22 protein-coding genes are annotated in these 21,876 nt (G+C 57.6%); 12 read left to right on the top strand and 10 right to left on the bottom strand.

Going from position 1 to position 21,876, the window contains the following annotated elements:
* The first annotated feature begins 14 nt into the window (after positions 1–14).
* The gene (locus tag H6F57_RS15095; RefSeq protein WP_190795017.1) at positions 15–656 is read left to right on the top strand and encodes a PTPA-CTERM sorting domain-containing protein; all 642 of its coding nucleotides are present in this window, start codon (positions 15–17) and stop codon (positions 654–656) included.
* Between the two features lie 15 nt (positions 657–671).
* Here H6F57_RS15095 and H6F57_RS15090 read toward each other — a convergent pair whose 3' ends face one another.
* The 4 genes from H6F57_RS15090 to purE all read right to left on the bottom strand — a co-directional run bounded on the left by H6F57_RS15090 (position 672) and on the right by purE (position 6,838).
* A complete protein-coding gene (locus tag H6F57_RS15090) occupies positions 672–1,973 on the bottom strand; it encodes a GTPase (protein WP_190624594.1) in 1,302 nt (433 codons plus the stop codon).
* A gap of 105 nt (positions 1,974–2,078) precedes the next feature.
* Complete coding sequence (locus H6F57_RS15085; RefSeq protein WP_190624595.1) at positions 2,079–4,100, bottom strand: DICT sensory domain-containing protein; 2,022 nt, start codon at positions 4,098–4,100, stop codon at positions 2,079–2,081.
* A 282-nt stretch (positions 4,101–4,382) separates the two neighbouring features.
* Entirely contained in the window at positions 4,383–5,882 is a 1,500-nt protein-coding gene (locus H6F57_RS15080) for an ammonium transporter (protein ID WP_190624596.1), read from the bottom strand.
* 434 nt (positions 5,883–6,316) lie between these two features.
* Positions 6,317–6,838 (bottom strand): 5-(carboxyamino)imidazole ribonucleotide mutase, encoded by a 522-nt coding sequence (gene purE, locus H6F57_RS15075; RefSeq protein ID WP_190624636.1) that lies wholly within the window; start codon positions 6,836–6,838, stop codon positions 6,317–6,319.
* 162 nt (positions 6,839–7,000) lie between these two features.
* On the opposite strand from purE, the gene bchM reads away from it, so the two are divergent.
* The 3 genes from bchM to H6F57_RS15060 all read left to right on the top strand — a co-directional run bounded on the left by bchM (position 7,001) and on the right by H6F57_RS15060 (position 8,464).
* Positions 7,001–7,690, top strand: a complete 690-nt coding sequence (gene bchM / locus H6F57_RS15070) for a magnesium protoporphyrin IX methyltransferase (protein WP_190624597.1) — start codon at positions 7,001–7,003, stop codon at positions 7,688–7,690.
* Positions 7,691–7,710: 20 nt separating this feature from the next.
* Positions 7,711–8,103 (top strand): DUF423 domain-containing protein, encoded by a 393-nt coding sequence (locus H6F57_RS15065; protein WP_190624598.1) that lies wholly within the window; start codon positions 7,711–7,713, stop codon positions 8,101–8,103.
* Positions 8,104–8,236: 133 nt separating this feature from the next.
* Positions 8,237–8,464 carry a hypothetical protein gene (locus tag H6F57_RS15060; protein WP_190624599.1) on the top strand — a complete coding sequence of 76 codons (228 nt, stop codon included), beginning with the start codon at positions 8,237–8,239 and terminating at the stop codon, positions 8,462–8,464.
* Positions 8,465–8,510: 46 nt separating this feature from the next.
* On the opposite strand, the gene H6F57_RS15055 is transcribed toward H6F57_RS15060, so the two are convergent.
* Positions 8,511–8,747, bottom strand: a complete 237-nt coding sequence (locus H6F57_RS15055; RefSeq protein ID WP_190624600.1) for a ferredoxin-thioredoxin reductase variable chain — start codon at positions 8,745–8,747, stop codon at positions 8,511–8,513.
* Between the two features lie 116 nt (positions 8,748–8,863).
* Complete coding sequence (locus tag H6F57_RS15050) at positions 8,864–9,301, bottom strand: hypothetical protein (RefSeq protein ID WP_190624601.1); 438 nt, start codon at positions 9,299–9,301, stop codon at positions 8,864–8,866.
* A gap of 146 nt (positions 9,302–9,447) precedes the next feature.
* On the opposite strand from H6F57_RS15050, the gene H6F57_RS15045 reads away from it, so the two are divergent.
* A complete protein-coding gene (locus H6F57_RS15045; protein ID WP_190624602.1) occupies positions 9,448–10,155 on the top strand; it encodes a transporter substrate-binding domain-containing protein in 708 nt (235 codons plus the stop codon).
* Here H6F57_RS15045 and H6F57_RS15040 read toward each other — a convergent pair.
* The 3 genes from H6F57_RS15040 to H6F57_RS15030 all read right to left on the bottom strand — a co-directional run bounded on the left by H6F57_RS15040 (position 10,109) and on the right by H6F57_RS15030 (position 14,308).
* Complete coding sequence (locus H6F57_RS15040) at positions 10,109–13,537, bottom strand: EAL domain-containing protein (protein ID WP_190624603.1); 3,429 nt, start codon at positions 13,535–13,537, stop codon at positions 10,109–10,111. The genes H6F57_RS15045 and H6F57_RS15040 overlap by 47 nt on opposite strands.
* A gap of 89 nt (positions 13,538–13,626) precedes the next feature.
* Complete coding sequence (locus H6F57_RS15035) at positions 13,627–13,827, bottom strand: hypothetical protein (protein WP_190624604.1); 201 nt, start codon at positions 13,825–13,827, stop codon at positions 13,627–13,629.
* Positions 13,802–14,308: a lysozyme gene (locus H6F57_RS15030; protein WP_347279972.1), complete on the bottom strand. Its 507-nt coding sequence runs from the start codon at positions 14,306–14,308 to the stop codon at positions 13,802–13,804. Before H6F57_RS15030 ends, H6F57_RS15035 begins: the two co-directional genes overlap by 26 nt.
* Before the next feature lie 622 nt (positions 14,309–14,930).
* Here H6F57_RS15030 and H6F57_RS15025 point away from each other — a divergent pair.
* Positions 14,931–16,250: a pitrilysin family protein gene (locus H6F57_RS15025; protein WP_190624606.1), complete on the top strand. Its 1,320-nt coding sequence runs from the start codon at positions 14,931–14,933 to the stop codon at positions 16,248–16,250.
* Positions 16,251–16,262: 12 nt separating this feature from the next.
* Complete coding sequence (locus tag H6F57_RS15020) at positions 16,263–17,126, top strand: fructosamine kinase family protein (protein WP_190624607.1); 864 nt, start codon at positions 16,263–16,265, stop codon at positions 17,124–17,126.
* An 81-nt stretch (positions 17,127–17,207) separates the two neighbouring features.
* On the opposite strand, the gene H6F57_RS15015 is transcribed toward H6F57_RS15020, so the two are convergent.
* The gene (locus tag H6F57_RS15015) at positions 17,208–17,792 is read right to left on the bottom strand and encodes a DNA-3-methyladenine glycosylase I (protein ID WP_190624608.1); all 585 of its coding nucleotides are present in this window, start codon (positions 17,790–17,792) and stop codon (positions 17,208–17,210) included.
* Positions 17,793–17,959: 167 nt separating this feature from the next.
* On the opposite strand from H6F57_RS15015, the gene H6F57_RS15010 reads away from it, so the two are divergent.
* From H6F57_RS15010 to H6F57_RS14990, 5 genes are all read left to right on the top strand, one after another.
* On the top strand, positions 17,960–19,111 hold the full coding sequence (locus tag H6F57_RS15010; protein ID WP_242024725.1) for a GTP-binding protein: 1,152 nt from the start codon (positions 17,960–17,962) through the stop codon (positions 19,109–19,111).
* Positions 19,112–19,126: 15 nt separating this feature from the next.
* Positions 19,127–19,555, top strand: a complete 429-nt coding sequence (locus H6F57_RS15005) for a Rieske 2Fe-2S domain-containing protein (RefSeq protein WP_190624609.1) — start codon at positions 19,127–19,129, stop codon at positions 19,553–19,555.
* 105 nt (positions 19,556–19,660) lie between these two features.
* Positions 19,661–20,161 carry a diadenosine tetraphosphate hydrolase gene (locus H6F57_RS15000; protein ID WP_190624610.1) on the top strand — a complete coding sequence of 167 codons (501 nt, stop codon included), beginning with the start codon at positions 19,661–19,663 and terminating at the stop codon, positions 20,159–20,161.
* Positions 20,149–20,601: a D-aminoacyl-tRNA deacylase gene (gene dtd / locus H6F57_RS14995; protein WP_190624611.1), complete on the top strand. Its 453-nt coding sequence runs from the start codon at positions 20,149–20,151 to the stop codon at positions 20,599–20,601. The genes H6F57_RS15000 and dtd overlap by 13 nt, the downstream gene beginning before the upstream one ends.
* Before the next feature lie 535 nt (positions 20,602–21,136).
* Positions 21,137–21,871 (top strand): HAD hydrolase-like protein, encoded by a 735-nt coding sequence (locus tag H6F57_RS14990; RefSeq protein WP_190624612.1) that lies wholly within the window; start codon positions 21,137–21,139, stop codon positions 21,869–21,871.
* The last annotated feature ends 5 nt before the right edge of the window (positions 21,872–21,876 follow it).

Below are 21,876 nucleotides of genomic sequence, written 5' to 3'. Positions count from 1 at the left end.
TTCTGGAGAAGCAGATGAAGGAGAGACTCATAGGCGTTGGCCTTGGGGTCGGTGTCGCTTTGACTCTAGGTATCTCGTGGACAGACTCTGCTCAAGCGTTCTCACTGAATAGCCAAGTCACTGTCGAGAACTTTCTCGTATTCCCTGGGACATCAACAAAGATTCCCTATGGAGGAAGTGTGCCTATTGAGCAGGGACCTATCGATGTTGTGGTTAGCTCAGATACCACTAACCCTGAATTAAGCCGATTCGGTGGCATTTGGGATATTAATCTGGGTAATAACTCGATCTCGTTTACCCTAAATTCTCTATTTAGCAATGTCACTTCTGGGGATGACATCTATAGATTTAAGGCACCCAGCTTTGGTCTGCCAGGCCAGAACAGAGTGACTGGCTTTACGGTTACGCCTCTCGCAGGCAGCTTGGCTTTTGGTAACAAACCGGTGATTACACGGATGGCAGGCAACTGGATCGATGTGGTTTTTCCAGTGGGTTTTGCCCCAGAGAATCAGCCCAACCTCACCCTAATTCCTGGGCAGCTAGGTTTCAAAATCGATTTGGCGGTGGAACCAACCCCTGTACCGACCCCGGCGCTGCTGCCCGGGCTGGTCGGCCTAGGTTTGGCAGCTCTGCGCCAGCGACGTGAGAACAGTTGAGCAGATTAAACCCAGTTAAGCCTTGGGGTCAGATGAACTGGTTTCTGAAGCGCTGTCCTTGAAGCGATCTTTGGCCGCAGTGAAGGCCTCTTTCATAGCAGACTGAATCTTTTTAGGGTCAGGCTTTTTGCCCCCCATCAAGTCGCCAAAATAGACGCAGGCTCCTTCGCCTAGAGCCCAGGTGTAGGCAAAGGCCCAGGAGGCCGCAATCACGCTGCCAAAGCCGGGGACAAATTTGATCAGCTCGCGCCCGACGGCTTGGGCAAAAAAGCCGCCTGCGATCGCGCTAATTAGCCCTCCGGCCTGGGAAGGGCTCAGGGTTTGGCCGTAGAGCTTGCCCAACAGCACCACCATGGAAACCTGAAGCGCCGTCAGCACCGGCATAGTGGCAAAGGGCAGGGGCACCGCCGCTAGGGTAGCGGCCATGACGGCAAAGGCTGACATGTAGTGCCGTCCAACGTCGCGGTAGAGATTACCCAGCTGGTTGGTGGCCTCGGCCTGCTCGTCCAGCAGTTGGTAAAGCGCCTGGGCCTCAGCCTCGGGCAGCAGGTCGGCCAGGGCGTCACGCATCGCGTCAAGGCCATAGAACACCTGGTCAAAGCCGTCTTCGTCCAGGGTGAAGTCAATCAGCACAGTGCGATCGGCCAATCCCTCAAAATTGGCTTGCACAGCCTGAAAGGGACGCTGCACGGCCTCTAGCTCGGGTGGGTAGGGCGGGTGATTGTCTTGTTCTGGCGGATAGACCTCATGGCTGGAGGTGATCACCAGCAGGCAGGGCACGGCGGGAAACTGCTGACGCAGGCGGGCGGCGATCTGGCGCAGGGTATCGGTGGCAAAATCGTTGATTTTGACCGTTAAAACCAAAATGCGGGCTGTACGAGTTTCACTGTTGAGATCGTTGACCAACTCAGTAATGATGGTCTCGGTGGACTGGGTCACATCCCCTAGCCCTACGGTATCGGTAAAGATCAGCAGGGGCAGATCTTCGGAGGGGTAGGCGTAGCGCTGGGTGTTTTGGGTGTGGGGCTTGAAACCCTGACCGATAATATCGGCTGAAACTCCGGTTAGGCCCCGCACGATGGAGCTTTTGCCGGCCTGGGGTTTGCCAATCAGCAAGGCTTCGGTGGTGGGCAGCTGCTCGCGCACCGCCGCCAAAATTTCGACTACTTTGTCATCGTCGATGTTAAACCAGCGGCTAAGCTGCTGGTCAGGCCGGAGCTGGCCGAGGCGATCGCGTAGCAGCTGCCAAGCCTCCAGTGCTGGAGAGACCCAGGACGAGCTGCCCTTGGAGGGATTAGGTTGTGGAGAGTCGCCCATACCCAGGCTCTAATTTTGCTGATCAGATATGGCCATCATGCCATGCCTTGCCCCCTCAGCTGCCTCAGTGGCTCAATAGCAAGGTACTGAGACCACTGTTCAGCTCTAGTCATCGAGCAGTACAGAGGGGTTGCCCGGTAGGGTGGCGGGCTGCTTTTTGACCCCGGTGGAGCGGTTGCTGCGGCTGTCGAGCTTACCTTGAGCAATGGGGACGGTGAAGTGAAACTGACTGCCCTTGTCTTTGCCCTCTGATTCGGCCCAGATTGTGCCCCCCAGCCCCTCCACGATCTGACGGCACATGGCTAGCCCCAGCCCCGTACCGCCGGTAGTCCGCCGCAGTGCCCCTTCTTCTTGATAAAAGCGATCGAACACCACATGCAGGCGGCTGGGCTCGATGCCGCGCCCAGTGTCGGCCACGGTCACTTGCAGGTGGGTAGGGTTAGAGCGGGTCACCTGAATGGTAATTTTGCCGGTGGTAGGGGTAAATTTTTGGGCGTTGTCGAGCAGTTTAGCCAGCACCTCGACCAGCCACTCGCCGTCGGCACGCACCAGCGGCACCTGCTTAGGAATCTTGACTTTGATGGTGGGCGTTTTGTCGCTGTCTTGGCTGCCGTGGATGCTGCTGAGGGCCAAATCGACACACTCTTGAATAGAGAGCGACTCCAGGTTCCACTCGACGCGACCGCTTTCGAGCCGTGACAGGGTAAGAAAGTCTTGCACCAGCTTGCGCATGCGCTCGGCGTCTTCGAGGGCCGATTGCAGCATAATCTGGCGCAGCTCGTTGGGCATGTCGGGTTCGGTGGCCAGACTTTCGAGGCAGACCTGAATCGTCGAGAGGGGCGTGCGCAGTTCGTGACCGGTGATAGCGATCAGATTGGCCCGGGTGCGATCGAGGGCTTCGAGCTGCTGGTTGAGGTCCTGCAGGTTAGCGTAGGCCTCGGCCTGAATGATGGCTACGCTGAGCTGGGTAGCGATCGCATCCACCAGGGCCGTGTCGTCTTCGCTCCATTCGTAGGGCTGGGGCCGGCAGTGGTGCAGCTCGATCAGGCCCACCAGGCGGTCTTGGTAGGTGAGGGGCACAATCAGCCACGACTGAATCTGCCACCGCTCGATCAGGGGCCGAATGGCCTCTAGCTCATAGTGAAAGGGCGACTCGCGGTCTTGGGTATCGGCGATGGCGACAATTTCTTTCGTGTCTTGAATGTAGTCAAACAGGGGATTCGTTGCCAGGGGCCAGGTTTCGCCCAGCAACGACTCGACCTTGCTGTTGAGGTGCTGGTGAGCAATCACCACCGTGGCATCGGTGGCGCTACAGGGGTAGATCAGGCAGCGGCACACATGCAGGGCCTGACCCAGCTCCTGGGCCGCTTTAGCAAAAATTTCGTCGGCGTTGAGGGACTGCCGCACCACTGAGGTAATGGAATTAACTAAACGCTCGCGTCGCTCTTGAGCGGTAATGGCTTTGTAGGCTTTGAGCAGCTTGTACTGCCCTGCCTGAAGGTAGGTGACCAGACGCTGGGTGAAGGGATCAGGCCCGCCGCTGCCGTCAAGGCGTTCGGTGGGCATCAGAGATGGGTCGATGTAGCGCTGGCGGGCGATCGCCAGTTTGGCAGCCAGATCGGGTCGATATTCAGCAATGCGATCGAGCAGCAGCACCGCTGCCGTTTGACTGACATAGCGATCCTGGGTCCAAATGCCTTCAAAGCGGCGGGTTTGATCCAGGGGCGGACCGTCAATGGCCGGTACGGGCGATCGCTCTCGACAGATCAAGCAGGCGCTGTAGTCGGCTCCCACCACCACCAGATGCCACTCCTGGGTGAGGGCATCGTCGGGTTCAAAGGCAACGGTTTCATAGTTTTCAGAGCGGCTGACAAAACTAGTGCCCAGGGCCGACAGCACATAGACCTGATCGGTTAGCTCGGCAATGCGCAGATAGCGGTTAGCCTCCTGCAAATAAAACCGCTCCTGCTGAAAGCTGGCGATCACTAAAAACTTCGCCGTCCCCGCCAGCACGTGATCTTCCATCGCGTGGGACAACGCGGTCAGAGAGGTCTTGAAGTAGAGGCTAGGTCTCAACTGGGGAATTGCGGTCAGCAATTCTTCCACTACAGACGTGGAATGGCTCATGGTGCAGTTCAGGGAACCGTCGATTCAAAGGTTCTGCCCTGGCGCTCTCTAAAGAACCCCCAGGAGACCCGGTCGCATCGGCAGCAGTTACTCCCACCTAGACTACCAGCTGCCCCCTTTCCCGATAGATATATTGTAACCATTTGCCAAAAACGGCCCTTGTCAGGTCAGAATGCCGGTTCAATCCGCCGTATCAGCAACAAAAAAACACCTGCGCAAGCTGCGCAGGTGCCCTCAATATATGGTTCTAACCCACGGCAAAAACCAACGCTTTAGTGAAAGCTACATCACACCAGTCATATCGCTGGTGTCTTTGAGAAAGCCACTGTAGGCCTCCATGCCGTGCTCGCCGATGTCCAGCCCTTTCATCTCTTCTTCGGCACTCACCCGCAGGCCTAGAACAGATTTAACAACCAACCAGAATATGGTGGACAGCACTACTGTAAACAGACCAATGGTCAAAACGCCTAGGATTTGAACCCCTAGCTGACCTAAGCCGCCACCGTAGAACAGCCCAGCAATGCCCTCACCCCCCTGGGTGAAGTTATTAGGGTTGGCAAACAAGCCTACGGCTAGAGTGCCCCAGATGCCGCAGACCAGGTGCACAGAGGTAGCGCCCACCGGATCGTCAATTTTGATGCTATCAAAGAAGCCGACTGCAAACACCACAATGATGCCGCCAATCAAACCGGCAAAGAAAGCCCCCGCATAACCAAAGACAAAGCAGCCAGCGGTGACCGATACCAGACCAGCCAGAATACCGTTGATAGTCATCGACAGGTCAGGCTTGCCGCTCATTGCCCAAGAGACAGCGGTAGCGGCTACGCCACCGGCAGCAGCACCCAGGTTAGTCGTAACGGCAATGTAGGCTACCGCTGAATCAGCTGCTAGCTGAGAACCGGGGTTAAACCCAAACCAGCCTAGCCAAAGAATTAAGCAACCCAGGGTTGCAATGCTCAGGTTGTGACCCGGCAGAGCATTTACCCGGCCATCGGCGTTGTACTTACCCATGCGAGGGCCGAGAAATGCCGCCCCCATAAGAGCTGCCCAGCCGCCTACAGAGTGAACAATGGTAGACCCAGCAAAGTCATGGAAGCCAAGCTCAGCGAGCCAGCCACCACCCCAGAGCCAGTGGCCTGTGATGGGGTAGGCAACGGCGGTCAACAACACGCTGAAGATGAGGAAGTCGACAAACTTGATGCGCTCGGCCACAGCCCCCGACACGATGGTGGCAGCAGTGCCAGCAAAGGCAGCCTGAAATAGGAAGAACGTATCCTTGGTCAGATTGATGCCATCGGGACCTAGACCGTATAGCTCAGGGGCACCACCGAGGAAGAAACTCCCCCAACCTACCCAGCCGTTGCCATTGGTGCCAAACATCAGCGAAAAGCCGATGAACCAATAGGCTAGGGTGGCTAGAGCAAACACAATCAGGTTTTTGGTCAACACGTTGACGGCATTCTTTTGCCGACAAAAGCCAGTCTCCACCATGGCGAAGCCAGCATTCATGAAAATGACCAAGAAGGCACAGACCAACACCCAAATATTGTTGAGGGTGACTTGCACATCGGCAGCAGTTAACTCTTCCTGAGCGTGAACCGCTACTCCCCAGGTGGCCAGAATAATCAACGACAAAGGGACACAGGCTACCCAAGCCCAGCCACCAATGCGGCCAAACAGACGCTTAAACGCCGCGTCAAAGGGTGGCACGCTGGCGTTCCAAAAGCTGGGTTTAGACCGCCTCCGGAACTTAGAACGATTACGCAACACTAAATTAGACATCTCAACAGACGTTCCTTCAACACAATCAGACAGTGAACACGGCCTACCGCTTTTCGGGTCTATGCTCTCAGCCGCCTAGCGCTGAGACAAATCCCCATGGGAGATAGGGCCCACAGAATAGATGCATTCTGCGAGCCACATGCAAAGTTGCAGGTTTCTAATGGCAGCTACGTCAATCGAAAAATACCGTTAGAAACCCACACCGATCTGCCTAAACATTTTTGACATTACGGGCAGAGGAATTTGCGTGTAAATAGAACAAGTTGATTCCATCAATTCTGAGGCAAGCAATCTGTATCAAGCGATACACAACACCCTGCAAGGCTGCTACATTCCTCATGTAGTCCTTAAAACATAGGGTTAATTAACTACAAATTAATTGTTTGTCAAAGACGTTTTAAGGAACATTGCCGTCAAAAAGGTGCTGGCATCTTCTAAAGTTGACTCGCTAAGTAGCCTTGGGGTCCAAGCTGGTCGAGTTTTTGCTGTTTGGCGAGTACCGAAGTTTCAAGATCGCGGCGATATTGGGCGACCTGATCGAGTAGGGCTGGGCGATCGGTGGCCAAAATCTGCACCGCCAGCAGCCCAGCATTCGTGGCGTTGCCGATGGCGACTGTGGCCACCGGAATGCCCGCTGGCATTTGCACAATCGAGTAGAGCGAATCGAGCCCCTGCATGGTGCGGCTGACGACAGGAACGCCAATCACGGGCAGTGGGGTGAGGGCGGCGACCATGCCGGGCAGGTGGGCCGCCCCTCCAGCCCCGGCGATGATCACCTTGAGGCCGCGATCGCGCGCAGTCTGGGCATAGGTAACCATGCGCTCGGGGGTGCGGTGGGCCGACACAATGGCCACTTCATGGGCAACCCCAAACTCAGTACAGACCTCAATGGCAGCGGCCATGGTGGGCAAGTCTGAGTCGCTGCCCATAATGATGCCAATTTCAGGAGTAGTCATCGCCTTTGCTGCCGTCGAAAAGTGCCTTCCCATCATGCCACTGGCGGGTTCTAGCCATTGCTCTCTGGACGTTGAGGAAGGTTGAGTTTCGTTGCGGGCCGTTTTGGCGCAGCAAAACATCATAGAATTTTACAGAAATTAGCAAACCCCAAAGCTCTCCCCATGACTGCCACTGACGATAAAACCGTAGTTCGCGAATACTTTAATGCCACCGGCTTTGACCGCTGGCAGCGTATCTACGGCGATGGCGAGGTCAATAAGGTGCAGCTCGACATTCGCAAGGGGCACCAGCGCACGGTAGACACGCTGATGGGCTGGCTAGAGGCCGACGGCAATCTGGACGGGCTCAGCTGCTGCGATGCAGGCTGCGGCGTAGGCAGCCTGACCATTCCCCTAGCTCAGGCAGGGGCTCAAGTCTATGCCAGCGACATCTCCGCCAAAATGGTCGAGGAGGCCCGCCAACGGGCTGAGATCGCTCTAGAGGGCAAAAACTTGCCCACTTTTGAGGTTAAAGACCTGGAGGAATTGGCCGGTCGCTATCACACAGTAGTTTGCTTAGACGTCCTGATTCACTATCCCCAGAACCAGATGCAGAGCATGATCAGCCACCTGGGCTCGCTGGCCGAGTCGCGCCTGATCATGAGTTTTGCACCTAAGACCGTGTTTTATAGCGCTCTGAAGAAGGTGGGCGAATTTTTCCCAGGGCCGAGCAAAGCGACTCGGGCCTACTTGCACCGGGAGGCTGATATTGTGAAGGCTCTAGAGGCCGATGGCTGGCGCATCGAGCGGCGGGCGATGACCAAGTCTCAGTTTTATTTTTCCCGTCTGCTAGAAGCAGTTAAGGACAAGTAAACCGGCAACATCAGGCAGTTATGACCGTGGAACGGCTATTCATTGCGATCGCAGCGGTGCTGGGCGGCACTGCTGTAACTGCTGGGGCCTTTGCTACCCACGCCCTTAAACCTCAGCTCAGCGATCGCCTGCTGACGGTGTTTGAAACCGCAGCCCGCTACCAGATGTATCATGCCCTAGCTCTGCTGCTGGTGGCCCTGGTGCGTCACCAACAGCTAGGGGCTCCTGGTTTGCTCACCGCCTCGGGGTGGGCCTTGATCGCCGGTACGGTCGTGTTTTCGGGCAGCCTCTACGCCCTGGCTCTGACGGGTCAGAGCATGCTGGGAGCCGTGGCCCCCATCGGCGGCGCGGCTCTGATGGTGGGCTGGGGTTGTTTGGCCGCTGCTGGGATGCTGGGGACTGGCGAGGGTTAGGGGGAAGAAGGTGTAGGGAATGGATGACTTGCTGCGCTGACCATGCTCCCGCTGGAGCGCTATCTCTATCCAGAGTCCACCCACTCACCCCAGGTAGGCAGGCTATGATAACCCTGTGTCATGCCGGGCCGCTATGTTTGAATACCTATCGCCGCGATCGCTGGCTACGCCCCAGGAGGTAATTGAGTACCTGGAACTCCAGCAGGCTGCCCAAGACTTTCGCCTGGAGGTCGAGCATCGGGTCAATCTGGACGCCTACTATCAGTGGTATGACCAGGTAGCCGCAGAGAACCGGCGCGATCTAGAGCAGATGCGATCGGAGGTCAATGTATTGGCCTGGCTGAGCCGTCGCTCTACTTAAAAAAATAGCCAAGCAGTAATTCAATCGATTTTGAGAAACCCTAGGGCTAAAGGGCTTCGAGCTCATCTTGCTTTAGGTGGGCGCGCATGGGCCGTTTTGCTCCCTCAACCTCAAACTCTACCTGAACCGGGAAGTTTGGGCTGATGGGGCGACCTTTGTAGTCGCTAAGAATATTCAAAACGACCCCCTCCAGACCTTTGCCGTCGAAGGCTTCGTTGCGGTGCAGCGGGTGGTGATAAAAGATAACTGATTCTTTGATTCGGACGCGATCGCCAATATTCATAACACACACTCGCTCTTACTCAATCCGCCCTAACGCCTGGCACCCAGGCGGGAACCTGCTTTTTGCAGTCTTATTATCTTTGCACAGGATGGGCGCTTGCACGTAGACGCTGCCGATTAGGTCGGGCTGTTGTCTGGCTGAGGGCCGTAGGGCTGCATGATTTCATCCAGGCGCTGGGCCATGGCGGCCATTTCGGGGTCGTGGCGGGCGACCAGCTGGGTGCGATCTTGAAACGCCTGGCCAATCTCGGTGTCGTGCAGCAGGTGGCGGGCCTGGCTGAGCAGCTCGGGGGCGCGCTCTAGGGGCTGGGGCTGTTTTGACATCAGCACCTCGTCGATCTGCACAATCAGCTGGGAGATGGGCCGCAGCCAGCTAAACTGCTCATGGTTGAGCACCAGGCGCAGGTAGTCGCCTTTGTTGGCGATCGCACCGTGTTTGGCCTCGTAGCGGTCTTTCTCAGCATCCATCAAAATTTTGTGGGCCTTCAGCAGCAGCGGGCGAAACTGGCGCAGGGGTTCAAAGGCCGGATCAGAAGCAGGATTACCAACAGTCATGGGACTCTCGCGCAGGCGTGCAGTACTCCCTATCACCATTCCACGAATAGAGAGCGATTTCAAGCGCTATAGCTCTGGGGGGCGAGCGCCCTTATGGGGCGACTGGGTTTGGTGTCACAATAGCCCTACATTCCTTTTACATGGTCATGGACTTTACCACCGTTCAGCCGGGGCAGCTTTCCATTATTGCCAACGATTTTGATGCCCGGCCGATGAGCTTTGTGCAAGATGGCGATCGCCAGGGCTACGAACCTGCCGTGGCACGGGCTGTGGGCGAGCTGCTGGGGCTAGAGCTGGTGTGGTTTGACTGCCCACCCGAAGCGTTTTATCCCACCCTCAGCACCGGCGATTATGACGTGGTGTGGTTTAGCCAGGCCATTACCCAAGATCGCCGAGCATGGGCCGATTTCACCCGCCCCTACGGTCGCTTCGACGAGGCTGTGCTGGTGCGCGAAGATAGCTCTATCCAAACGCTGGAAGACCTGGCGGGCAAGCGGCTCGGCTCTCTGGCGGGCAGCAGTCCCCTGATTCTCACCGAGGCTTTGCCGGATCTGGAATGGGTGCCATTTGAAGGGGCAGACCACAATCGGCCCGCCCTGCTAACGGCCCTGGCTCAGGGTGCGATCGATGCCCTGGTGGGTGATGCCCTGCTGCTGCTCACCGCCGAGGCCGACACCACCAGCCTGCGGGTGGCCTTTCAGCTGCCCACCCAGATTCCCTTTGGTGTTGGGGTGCTGCCAGGCAACCGGGAACTGCTAGAGGCCATCAACCAGGCGATTAATCAGCTGATTATGAACGGCACCCTGGCTAAGCTGTGGGCCCAGTGGATTCCCTACAAGCCGTTTCCGTTTTAGTGGGGCCAGGTCTGGGGGGCGGCAGCTGGGTGATGAACGCTGTTGCCTCCTCCACAGAGAGGGGCCGAGAAAAGTGGTAGCCCTGCCCTCCCTGACACTGATGGGTCTGAAGATAGACGGCCTGCTCGATGGTCTCAATACCCTCGGCCACCACGGTTAGGTTGAGATTGGTGGCCAGGCTGATGATGGCCTTGACGATTTCGTAGTCGCCCGTGCTGGGGCCGACGCGATGCAGGTTGGTAATAAACGACTTGTCGATTTTGAGCACATCGATAGGAAACCGATGTAGGTAGCTGAGGGATGAATAGCCGGTGCCAAAGTCATCCATGCAGATCTGAATCTGGCGCTGGCGCAGCTGCTTAAGCAAGTCAATGGCCATCTGAGCATTTTGAATCAGCACGCTTTCGGTGATTTCGACCTTCAGGTGCTGCCCCCGCAGGCCGTTGCGGCTCAGGGCGTCATCGATTTGCTGAACCAGGTCAGGGCGCACAAATTGCTTGCCGGAAAGGTTGACGCTGACGGTGAGGTTATGACTGTGAGGCAGCTTTTGATGCCAGTCATTCAGCTGACGGCAGGCCTCGTTTAGGGTCCACAGGTCGAGGATAGTAATCAGCCCAGTATTTTCGGCAATGGGAATGAACTCTAGGGGTGGCACTAGCCCCCGGCGGGGATGCTGCCACCGCACCAGCGCCTCAAACCCCTGTAGGGTGCCGGTGGCCAAATTGATGATGGGCTGATAGTAAAGCCGCAGTTCACACCGCTCTAGGGCGCGGCGTAGGTCGTTTTCCAGCTCCATCTGCTGCATCACCAGGGTGTGCATGGGGGCGTCAAAGATGGCGTACTCGCGGTTGCTGCCCTTGGCTTTGTACATGGCGATATCAGCATCGCGCAGCACTTGGTTGGGGTCGGTGTAGGTGGTGGCGCTGAGGGCGATACCGATGCTGGCGTGGATAAAGACCTCGTGCCCTTCAAGCAGCACCGGGCTTTCGAGAATAGTGTGAATGCGTTGGGTCATGCTGATGGCGACGGCGGCATCGCTGAGGTTAGTCAGCAGCACCACAAATTCGTCACCTCCCAAACGGGCGGCCACATCCGCCGGGCGCAGGCAAGTTTGCAGTCGCTGGGCCACCACCTGAAGCAGCCGATCGCCCATGGCGTGGCCCAGACTGTCGTTGATCACTTTGAAGCGGTCGAGGTCGAGAAACAGCAGGGCAAACTGGCGATTCGCGCAGCGTTCGGGAACCGACTCGGAGCGAATATCCGTCCCGGAATCGCAGCAGCGATCGGGCACACATTCTAAGGTAGATGCCTGAGGTCGGTGGTTGGTGCAGTGGTGCAGCTGATCGAGCGCCTGGGCCAGCTGTTCTAGGAACAACGTTCGGTTGGGCAGCCCAGTGAGGCGATCGTGGGAGGCATCGTAGCGCAGCTGGGCCTCTAAACGTTTGCGCTCAGCCAGCTCGCTCTGGGCCTGGGCGTAGAGCTCGGCCTGGTGAATGGCGATCGCCAAATGGTCGGCCAACCGCTTGATGAGCTTGATCTCGGCCTCGCTCCAGCAGCGGGGGCCAGGGCACTGATGAACGCTCAAGATGCCCTTGACCACGCCCCGATAGCGAATGGAGACCGCCAGAATCGCCCCGATCTTTAGCTTTTGAGCCAGGGCCAAGCTGGGCAGCAGCAGCGGTTCTAGGCTGATATCGTCTACAACCACCGGCTGCTCCTCGGCTAGCACCCGCTGGGCGTGGGGGTTGCCCTCAAGGGGAATGATCTGCCCCTGTAAACTATCAAAACCGGGCGTACTGGCAGTGTTGGTATGCACCAGTACCGAGTCGGTCGCCTGACAGAGCACCACCAAGCCGCGACTGACCTTGAAAGTGTGCAGCATTTCAGTCGCCGCCCGCTGAAGCAGCGTCTCTAGCTCCAGACTGTCGCTAATGGCACTGATGATGTTGTTGAGCAACGTTTCTTGCTGGGCCAGGGTGCTGGTCTGAGCCAGCAGCTGGCTCTGCTGAAGGGCGATCGCCACCTGGTCAGCCAGCTGCGCCAGCAGGGCGCGCTCCCTGGGCTGCCAATCGCGCGGCCCTCGGCAGTGATGCACGCACAGCAGCCCCCACAGGTGGCTGCCACAGTTGATCGGCACTACTAGATTGGCCTGCACCTGAAAGCGCGTCAGCAGCGCACGGTAGCAGGGGGCAATGTCGGCCTCAGCCACATTGTCGATGTGGTGGGTGCGGCCTCGACGGTAGCGGCGGGCCAAACCTGGCTTGGCAAAGCAGGTGTCTTTGACGGTGATGCCCAGGGTTGCATCCCAAGGGGGCAGCACCGCTTCGACCACCATCGTGCCGCTGAGGTCAGGATTGAAGCGGTAGATGAGCACCCGGTCGGTCTGCAAAAACTGCCGCACCTCGGTGACTGTGGTCTGCAAGATCTGCTCGACCTCTAGCGATTGGTGAATGTGTTGGGTAATTGTGCGAATCAGGCGCTCTTCTTCGGCCTGGCGGCGCAGCGCCTCCTGGGCCCGGGCTAGGGGCGTAATGTCGGTGGCCATAGCCCCCAGAATGGGGGTGCCATCGGCCTCCAGACTAACGGGGAATAGCACCGAGCTAAACACCCGCTGCTCCCCCTCCAGGTGCAGTGTATCTTCTACGGTCAGGGGGGTTTGGGTGGTGACGATCTGCTGCACCCGCTTCATAAAAACACTTAGCACCGAGGGCGGCAGCAGATCGGCAAAGGAACGCCCTACCACCTCCTCAGGACGCAGCCCAAATTGGGCTGCGGTGGCCTGATGGACCCGCCGATAGTGCCCGGTGGCGTCAAAGATGCTGACCAGAGCCGGAGAATTGTCGATAAACGCCTGCATCTGCTGGTTAGCGATGTCGAGCGCCTCTTCAGTTTGCTGGCGTTCAGCGTCAAGCTGCGCCCTTTCGCTGATATCGACCACCACAATATCCCAGGCAATGTCACCGTTGGCCAGGCGTTCTGGGCAACCCATGCCCTGGAGCCAGGTCTGATGCCCCGAGGGAGTCAGCAGACGCCACTCGCCAACCCACGGAGTGAGGGTAGCGCCAGACTGCTGGAGCAGCCCCTGCACAGTGCTGCGATCGTTGGGATGAATGGTCAGCCACAGCTGCTGGGGCTGGCCGCGCAGCTGATCGGGCTCTAGCTCCCAGATTTCGATACAGCCGGGGCTGACGTAGGTGATAGCGTCGGTTCCAGCGGGGTGGCGCACGTAGCGCAGCACACATCCCGCCAGGGCCATGGTTTCGATCACCGCCTGAAAATGCCGCTCTGACGCCTGTAGATCGCCGGCTTGGCCAACTCCTGATCGGGCATCGGGGGTACCCATTGGGGGATTGAGGTCAGGCACAGTGCAATCATCGGTCATATAAGACGTGTTTAGGGGCGAAAGCAGCCCACAAGGGGGTTAAGCAAACTAGAGGCATTCCCAGCTCATTTTGCCCACCCCGCAACCATTTACTGGGGTAACCGTTCATAGGTCTTAACGGTTATATGGTAGCTAACCCCAGATGACTCTGGTGGCCCCAGGGTTGGGCCACCGTCAGCATAGAGCAGCCCTGGGTGCGATCGCACCCAGGGCCACAATCCCACTACCTTTACCGATGGCTGGGGCAGACCGCCCAGGTGCAGGCTAGAGAAACTGCTGCCAGTTCTCACTGCGAAACAGGGCACGCTCAGCCTTGCGGCGGCGCTCCAGGCCCGGCATCACATTGCCTCCGGCATAGATCCACTTAGCAAACTCCTCCGATGCTCCGGCCACGTCTCCGGCGTTGAGCTTCTTTAGCAGAGTAGACGACTGCAAATTGCCGGGGCCGACGTTAAAAGTAAATGACACCAGCGCCGAAAACTGGTCGCTGGTCAGCGTCCGAGTTACGGCATCGGAAACGGCCTTTTCATACTTTTTGAGGTCGCGCCTGAGAATCTCTTCGGCCTCGGCACGGGTGATGGTGAGCCCTCGGGAGACCTGCGGTGCCCCTGCCGAGGAGGTGTGGCCGTAGCCAATAGTCCAAGGTTCGCCCCCGGTGCCGGGGTCGGGGTAGGCGCTGAGGCTGAGGCCCTCGAACCCTTTGACAATCGCTAGACCCGCCGCGTTGATGGCGTTCCCTGGCGGCGGTGGGGGTGGCGGCGCAGGCGGCATGGGCTGGGGCTCCGGCCCTCCAGCACCAGTCGACACCGTCATGGCACGGGGGTAATCATCCCGCTGAAACCATGTCTTGATGCTGCCGATGTTGACCACCTGCTCCTTTGGGTTATTACTCGACGGGTATTTGGTAATACGAGAAATCCAGTAGCCCCCCTGCATCAGGTAGATTGCAATGTCTGTTTCTTTAATCCAGGTTCCCATTTGACCTCCCCGGAGCAGTCCGCATAGCAGGAATTTACAATACTTTCGGAAGAATGGGCCATTGAGTTTTGACCAAGTTCTACCATTTTGCCCGCCAGGGGACGTAATTTAACCCGGCAGCCCTGCCGACCTACCATAGCTGAGTTCGAGATTAGCGAGAAACCGGATGGAGCGGTTTGAGGCGGCACACCTGAACGTCTTAACTGGTAGAGGTCTCAACCTGTGACCCAGCCCGCTAACTCGCAAGTTGCCGTCACTACGAGCTGACGTTGCAATTTGCCATTGGCGAGGCTGAGCTAACGCAGCCCTGACAAACGCAGCAGAACGTTTTTCGCAGGCGGACAATTCAGTCGTTAAGATATTCAAAGCTTAGTATCGTTAAGCGTAGTGTTTTTTCTGGTGGCTTGTTGTCTCTATGGCTTTGCTCTCAGCAACCGCAGATTTGCCCTCCCGCCTAGTCTCACCCACCATTCGTCGCCTCCCCAACGGGCTGACGGTCATCGCTGAGCAAATGCCCCTAGAGGTTGTCAACCTGAGCCTATGGCTGCGGGTAGGCTCAGCGGTAGAAAGCGACGCCATCAACGGCATGGCCCACTTTTTAGAGCACATGATTTTTAAGGGCACTCAGCAGCTGCAATGCGGTGAGTTTGAGCGCCAGGTGGAAGAGCGCGGGGCCTTGACCAATGCCGCCACTAGCCAAGACTACACCAAGTACTACATCACCACAGCGCCCCAAGACTTCGCCGCTCTAGCCCCGCTGCAAATTCAGATGGTGATGGCCCCGCGCCTCAGCGACCATGATTTTGAGCGCGAGCGCCCGGTAATTTTAGAGGAAATTCGCCGCGCCGACGACAACCCCCGCCGCCGCACCTATTCCCGCACCATGGAGCTGGTCTTTGACCGGCTGCCCTACCGCCGCCCCGTGCTGGGGCCAACCGCTGTGGTCGGGGGGCTCACCCCGGCCCAAATGCGCGAGTTTCACAGCACCTGGTACCAGCCCCAGAACATGACGGCGGTGGCGGTGGGCAATCTACCAGTCGAGACTCTAATCGCTACGGTGGCTGAAGGCTTTGAGCAGGTCATGGCCCAGCGCCATACACCGCTAGATACCGCCAACTCCATCGAGCGGTTTAAGCCGCTGCTGCCCGATGATCTAGAGCCCCCCTTTGCGACCGTGCGGCGGGCGACGCATACCGATCCGGCCATGGCCCAGGCGCGCTTGGTGATGGCCTGGCGCGTGCCGGGGGTAGCCCAGCTAGAGGATACCTACGGCCTCGACATCTTGGCCTCGATTTTGGGGCGGGGGCTAACCTCGCGCCTGGTGCGCGACCTGCGGGAAGAGCGCAAGCTGGTGACCAGCATTAGCTGTAGCAACATGACTTTGGCCCACCAGGGGGCATTTATGATGTCGGCTCAGCTACCCGCTGAAAATTTAGGCTCAGTAGAGGAGGCGATCGCCCAGCACATTGCCACTGTGATGGATGAGCCCGTAAGCTCCGCAGAACTGAGCCGGATGCAAACCCAGGTGGCTAACCGGTTTATTTTTGCCAACGAAACGCCGAGCGATCGCGCTGGGCTTTACGGCTACTACCACACCCTAACGGGCGATATCACTGAAGGGCTTAACTACCCGGCCTACATTCAAAAGCTGGGCGTCAAGGATGTATTGCAGTCGGCCCAGCGCCACCTCTCTAGCGAGGCCTATGGGGTGGTTACTCTCCAGCCAGCGGCTTAGGACGGGCGGCTTATGTGGACTGCGATCGCCCAGCACATTAGCGCTAAAACCGGCACCGCCTTCACCATTGCCGACCGGCGATCGGTGGGGGGCGGCTGCATCAACCAGGCCTATCAGGTCAGCGACGGCAGCCAGTCATATTTTCTCAAGCTCAACCAGGCGTCGCAGGTGGCGATGTTTGAGGCCGAGGCTCTGGGCCTCAAGGATATGTACGACAGCCAGACGATTCGAGTGCCTAAGCCAATCTGTTGGGGCACGGTAGATGGGTCGGCCTACATTGCCATGGAGTGGCTAGAACTGGGCAGTGGCGGCGGCGATGCCTGGAGCCGCATGGGCGAGGCCCTGGCGGCGATGCACCGAGTCACCAGCGAGAAAGGTTTCGGCTGGCACCAGAGCAACACTATTGGTGCGACCCCCCAGCCCAACCCCTGGACGGCGACCTGGCTAGAGTTTTACCGCGAGCACCGGCTGCGTCACCAGTTTCGCCTAGCGGGGCGGCGGGGTGGTCGGTTTCCGCGTCAGCACGAGCTGCTGATGGCGCTGCCAGATTTGCTGGCGGGCTACGACCCAGTCCCCAGTCTGGTACACGGCGATCTGTGGTCGGGCAATGCGGCGGTGACGAAGGACGGCGAGCCGGTGATTTTGGATCCCGCGACGTACTATGGCGATCGCGAGGTCGATATTGCTATGACCGAGTTATTTGGCCGCTTCCCCGCTGCGTTTTATGAGGCGTATAATGCGGCCTATCCCCTAGGCCAGGGCTACAAAACCCGCAAAACGCTCTACAACCTGTACCACATCCTCAACCACTTCACTCTGTTTGGCGGTAGCTATGAATCGCAGGCCAACCGCATGATCGACCAGCTACTGCGGTGAATCATAAGAACCCTGGCGCAGCGAATTTTCCGCAGCCGTTTGCTGTGTGGGAAAGACCTCGAAAACCTCTGACCAGGAATGTTAGGCCAATTCTCGATGGCGAAAACAATCTGTGGTGTGGTCGTTGACCATGCCCGCTGCTTGCATGTAGGCGTAGCAAATGGTGGTGCCGACGAACTTAAAGCCGCGTTGCTTCAGGTCTTTGCTCATCGCATCGGAGACGGTAGTGCGGGTAGGTACCTCGGCCATGGTGGGCCAGGTATTCTGCACGGTTTCGCCATCGACAAACTGCCAGATGTAGCGATCGAAGCTACCGAAGGCCTCCTGCATTTCGAGAAACGCCCGAGCATTGAGGGTGGCGGCGGCAATTTTGAGGCGGTTGCGCACAATGCCCACGTTTTGCAAAAGTTCTTGGTGCTTGGCCTCATCGTAGCCAGCGACGACTTGAGGGTCAAAGTCATCAAAGGCGGCGCGGAAGTTTTCGCGCTTGCGCAGAATAGTAATCCAGCTCAGCCCAGCCTGAAAGCCATCGAGAATGATGAACTCAAAGTGTTTGCGATCGCAGTGCAGTGGCACCCCCCACTCGGTGTCGTGATAGGCAATTTCAATCGGGTCGTTGTGATGCACCCAGCCGCAGCGGGGTAGAGCGTCTGGGATAAAGGGCATGGGCCATGGCCAAGAACAAAATCAATGCAATTGTACTGGTTTGGGCGGCACCATGGTCAAAGACTGGCCGGGGCCATACTTCCTTACCTAAACAATCCCAACCCTAACCGCCACGACTCCAGATTCATCGCTAGTATGGAAAATGTCCTTGCGTTCAGAGAGCACCCATGTCTACCGCTGCGCCCCCCATCCAGCCCCAGGCCATGGATGACATCAAACACGGTCTGCCCGTCACCATCATTACCGGCTTTTTGGGCAGCGGCAAAACCACTCTGCTCAACCACATTTTGGCCAACCAGGAAGGGCTCAAAACCGCCGTGCTGGTGAATGAGTTTGGCGAAATCGGCATCGACAACGACCTGCTGATCGCCACAGAAAACAGCGACGACACCATGGTCGAGCTCAGCAACGGCTGTATCTGCTGCACCATCAACAATGACCTGATGGAAGCAGTGTATAAAGTGCTGGAGCGCCAGGACAAAATTGATTACTTAGTGGTGGAAACCACGGGACTAGCTGATCCGTTGCCCATTGCCCTGACCTTTTTAGGCACCGAACTGCGCGATATGACCCGGCTCGACTCTATTGTCACCGTGGTGGATGCCGAAAACTACAGCCTGGATCTCTTCAACAGCCAGGCGGCCCACAACCAAATTGCCTACGGCGACATTATTCTGCTCAACAAGACCGACCTGGTCGATGACGCTGATCTTGATCTATTGGAGGTCAAAATTCGCGACGTCAAAGAGGGCGCCAGAATTCTCCGCACCACCAAATCGCAGGTGCCCCTACCGCTGATTCTCAGCGTGGGACTGTTTGAGTCGGATAAATACTTTGGCAGCGACAGCGCCGGGGCCGATCACGACCACGATCATCACGGGCACGAGCACCACGACCACGAGGCCCACGACCACGACAATTGTGACCATGACCATGGCCACTGTGAGCACGACCACGATGATCATGGTCATGCCCACGGGCACCACTCTGACCACTTGGCCATCGATGGGTTTACGTCGCTGTCGTTTGCCAGCGATCGCCCCTTTGCCATTCGCAAGTTTCAGAACTTTCTCGACAACCTGCTTCCCGAGTCGGTTTTTCGGGCCAAGGGCATTCTCTGGTTTGACGAAAGCCCCAAGCGCCACATCTTTCACCTCAGCGGCAAGCGCTTTTCGCTAGACGATGACCAGTGGAAGGGCGAGCCCAAAAATCAGCTGGTGCTGATTGGCCAGGGGCTAGACCACGATACTCTGCGCGAACAGCTCAACGCCTGCCTAGGGATTTCTTCGCCAAAGCGGGGCCAGGGGTTTGGCAAATAGAGGAAAACAGAGCCTATGAAGCGTCGAGAGTTTAACAATCTGCTGGCGCTAGGGTTGCTGGCTACCTCGCTGCCAGTGGCGATCGCAGCCTGTCAGTCTGACTTAACCTCTGAAGGGGGTTCGGAAGCCGCCGGTGAATTTGTTCCCCTCGGCTCCGTAGCTGACCTAGATGCCCAGGGCAGCCTTGCCAATGAGAATTTGCAGGGCAAAAATCTGGCGGTCATCCGTGACCCCAACACTCCAGATGCTCTGATTGCCGTGAGTGCGGCCTGCACCCATGCTGGCTGCACCGTGACCTGGAATGGTGAACAAAATTTGTTTGCTTGCCCCTGCCACGGCAGCAACTTTAACTCAGACGGCACCGTTGACTCTGGCCCGGCGCGGGAGCCTCTAGAAACCTTTGAGGCCAAGGTTGAAGGCGACCAGGTGCTAGTAAAGGTCTAGGTCGTCTGGGTGAGGATTTAGGGTTTAGGGTCTAACCCAAACTTTGAACCCTCACCCGCCTTTCTACGTTGCCTCATCGTCCCTCGTCAGCAAGAGGCTTAGGCTATGACCGACAAAGGAATGCAACTACATATCGACTGTCTCGCCTGCCAAATTTTGGCAGGTGCTCAGGCAGTGCCTGGCGGTACCATCGCCGAGAACCCCTGGTGGGTGGCTGACCACTGCGTTGGACCCTACGGTTTGGGGTCGGTGGTGATCAAAACCCGCACCCATCGCGAAAATCTGTGGGATTTGTCGATGGCTGAGTCGGCGTCGATGGGGCCGTTTTTGCAGCAGATGTCGGAGGCGATCGCCCTAGCAATGGAGGCTGAGCGGGTCTACGTCAGCCTTTGGGTTGACCAACCGCCCTATCACGTTCACTTTGTGCTGCAACCCCGCTACCCTGACCACTACAACCCCCAAGAGCTAGGCCTGAAGGGGCTAGAGCTTCAGGTGTTTCGCACCCTGGGCCAGCCGCCCAAAGAAGCAGAGATGGTGGAAGCCGCCGATCGCATTCGCAAAGTGTGGCAGCAAAAATTTGCTCCCCAGGCGTCGTGCGAGTCGTAGTGCAGCGGGTGACGGCCTCTAGCGTCACCGTAGACGGGCAGATAGTGGGGAAAATTGGCCCAGGGCTCAACCTCCTGGTGGGCATTGCGCCTACCGACACCGCTGCCGAACTGACCTGGATGGCACGCAAATGTTTGGATTTACGGCTGTTCCCGTCACCAGGTAGCGAGCGCTGGGATTTGTCCGTTCAAGAGATTCAGGGCGAGATTCTGGTGGTGAGCCAGTTCACCCTCTACGGCGACTGCCGCAAGGGGAGACGGCCCTCTTTTGATGGAGCCGCCCCACCAGCCCAGGCAGAAGCGCTGTACAACGACTTTGTGGCTCTGCTCAAAACCAACAACCTACGGGTAGAAACCGGCGAATTCGGCGCGATGATGCAAGTCGAAATCCACAACGACGGCCCTGTCACCCTAGTCTTGGAACGGGACGCCTCTGGGTAAGCACCCTAGGGATAAATAACGCCTATCCTAATTAGCTCATTGTCTGCAAGAGTAGCGGCTGATGGCGGTGATATTCGAAGCGCCAGCGTTTTTGTATAGGGGAGAGTCAGCGCGTCACTGCCATCTGGTACAGGCATGGCATTGGCATCGCCCATGCTGCTAATCAGCAAGATATCAACCGCTAGCTCAGCACTGCCCAAGACCTAGGCAATCAGCAGATTCCGTTGCTTGTAACCCAGGCCCATGGTGTCGTGGGAATAGAGCACAATCCGCGATCGCTGCCTCCAAGCTAGAGCGGATAGCGCTGAGGTACGCTCCGCGATCGCAGGCGATGCTGATACCAGGGCATAAAGTTCTATGAGACCTTTCTCATGAACGAGAAGACCAACTTTTCCGAGTTAGAGCAGTGGTCGTTTTGAGCCAGGGTTGCTAAAGTAAACATGCTTTGCTTTTTGTAAAGAAATTATTAACAAAACTGATGTCAGGTTGTACTTAACGCGAATTCGCCGGTAGCGGTGAGGAGTCTCTGTAGTCTATGTCTGCGATCACCATTTTTTGCGATTTTGACGGCCCCATTGCCGATGTCTCTGAGCGCTACTACGCTACCTACCGCCAGGGTTTAACGTGGGTGCAGGCGAATGCCCAGGCCCAAGGCAATCCAGTCACCGTGCGTTATTTGTCAAAATCACAGTTTTGGACTTTCAAGCAAAACCGAGTGCCCGATCGGCAGATCGCCCATTGGTCTGGGCTAAATGGGGCCAACATTGACGCTTTTTTGGCGCAGGTGAGCCGCATCGTCAACCAATCTGCTCTGCTCGACCACGACCAGGTGCAACCCCAGGCGCGAGCCGGTTTAGATCTCCTGCGCCAGTTCCAGGTACGGGTGGTGCTCGTTACCCTACGCCCTCCCGATCAGGTGATGGATTTTCTAGACCAGCACGATCTCCGCTGGGCCATTAGCGATCTCTACGGCATGCCCCAAGTCGACGCCGCCTACACCAACCAGGTCAACCACAAGGTAGAACGGCTGCAGGCGGCGATCGCCACCCAGCAGCGCCAGGGCTACGACCTCCGCCAAAGCTGGATGGTTGGCGACACCGAAGCCGACATCATGGCTGGCCAAACCCTTGGCCTAGAGACAGTGGCCGTTACCTGCGGCATTCGCAGCAGCAGCTATCTCCAAGGGTTTCGTCCTACTCATCTGCTGCCTGACCTGTGGACAGCTTGCCAAAAACTCCAGCAGCGAGTCACTCTCGGCGGGCGCGCTTAGGCAAT

The sequence above is a fragment of the Leptolyngbya sp. FACHB-60 genome (assembly GCF_014695775.1).
In the GTDB taxonomy this organism is placed as follows: Bacteria; Cyanobacteriota; Cyanobacteriia; order Phormidesmidales; family Phormidesmidaceae; genus Nodosilinea.
This window is presented reverse-complemented; position numbering and strand designations above follow the sequence as displayed.

What these genes read in the sequence shown, in the direction of transcription:
- H6F57_RS15025 (WP_190624606.1), top strand. Translation starts at nt 14,931, where the DNA reads ATGGCTTTGCTCTCAGCAACCGCAGATTTGCCCTCCCGCCTAGTCTCA.
- H6F57_RS15000 (WP_190624610.1), top strand. Translation starts at nt 19,661, where the DNA reads ATGACCGACAAAGGAATGCAACTACATATCGACTGTCTCGCCTGCCAA.
- H6F57_RS15090 (WP_190624594.1), bottom strand. Translation starts at nt 1,973, where the DNA reads ATGGGCGACTCTCCACAACCTAATCCCTCCAAGGGCAGCTCGTCCTGG.
- H6F57_RS15050 (WP_190624601.1), bottom strand. Translation starts at nt 9,301, where the DNA reads ATGACTGTTGGTAATCCTGCTTCTGATCCGGCCTTTGAACCCCTGCGC.
- H6F57_RS15080 (WP_190624596.1), bottom strand. Translation starts at nt 5,882, where the DNA reads ATGTCTAATTTAGTGTTGCGTAATCGTTCTAAGTTCCGGAGGCGGTCT.
- purE (WP_190624636.1), bottom strand. Translation starts at nt 6,838, where the DNA reads ATGACTACTCCTGAAATTGGCATCATTATGGGCAGCGACTCAGACTTG.
- H6F57_RS15015 (WP_190624608.1), bottom strand. Translation starts at nt 17,792, where the DNA reads ATGCCCTTTATCCCAGACGCTCTACCCCGCTGCGGCTGGGTGCATCAC.
- H6F57_RS15005 (WP_190624609.1), top strand. Translation starts at nt 19,127, where the DNA reads ATGAAGCGTCGAGAGTTTAACAATCTGCTGGCGCTAGGGTTGCTGGCT.
- bchM (WP_190624597.1), top strand. Translation starts at nt 7,001, where the DNA reads ATGACTGCCACTGACGATAAAACCGTAGTTCGCGAATACTTTAATGCC.
- H6F57_RS15030 (WP_347279972.1), bottom strand. Translation starts at nt 14,308, where the DNA reads ATGCCGCCTGCGCCGCCACCCCCACCGCCGCCAGGGAACGCCATCAAC.
- H6F57_RS15085 (WP_190624595.1), bottom strand. Translation starts at nt 4,100, where the DNA reads ATGAGCCATTCCACGTCTGTAGTGGAAGAATTGCTGACCGCAATTCCC.
- H6F57_RS15045 (WP_190624602.1), top strand. Translation starts at nt 9,448, where the DNA reads ATGGACTTTACCACCGTTCAGCCGGGGCAGCTTTCCATTATTGCCAAC.
- H6F57_RS15040 (WP_190624603.1), bottom strand. Translation starts at nt 13,537, where the DNA reads ATGACCGATGATTGCACTGTGCCTGACCTCAATCCCCCAATGGGTACC.
- H6F57_RS15095 (WP_190795017.1), top strand. Translation starts at nt 15, where the DNA reads ATGAAGGAGAGACTCATAGGCGTTGGCCTTGGGGTCGGTGTCGCTTTG.
- H6F57_RS15020 (WP_190624607.1), top strand. Translation starts at nt 16,263, where the DNA reads ATGTGGACTGCGATCGCCCAGCACATTAGCGCTAAAACCGGCACCGCC.
- H6F57_RS15010 (WP_242024725.1), top strand. Translation starts at nt 17,960, where the DNA reads ATGTCTACCGCTGCGCCCCCCATCCAGCCCCAGGCCATGGATGACATC.
- H6F57_RS15060 (WP_190624599.1), top strand. Translation starts at nt 8,237, where the DNA reads ATGTTTGAATACCTATCGCCGCGATCGCTGGCTACGCCCCAGGAGGTA.
- H6F57_RS14990 (WP_190624612.1), top strand. Translation starts at nt 21,137, where the DNA reads ATGTCTGCGATCACCATTTTTTGCGATTTTGACGGCCCCATTGCCGAT.
- H6F57_RS15065 (WP_190624598.1), top strand. Translation starts at nt 7,711, where the DNA reads ATGACCGTGGAACGGCTATTCATTGCGATCGCAGCGGTGCTGGGCGGC.
- H6F57_RS15055 (WP_190624600.1), bottom strand. Translation starts at nt 8,747, where the DNA reads ATGAATATTGGCGATCGCGTCCGAATCAAAGAATCAGTTATCTTTTAT.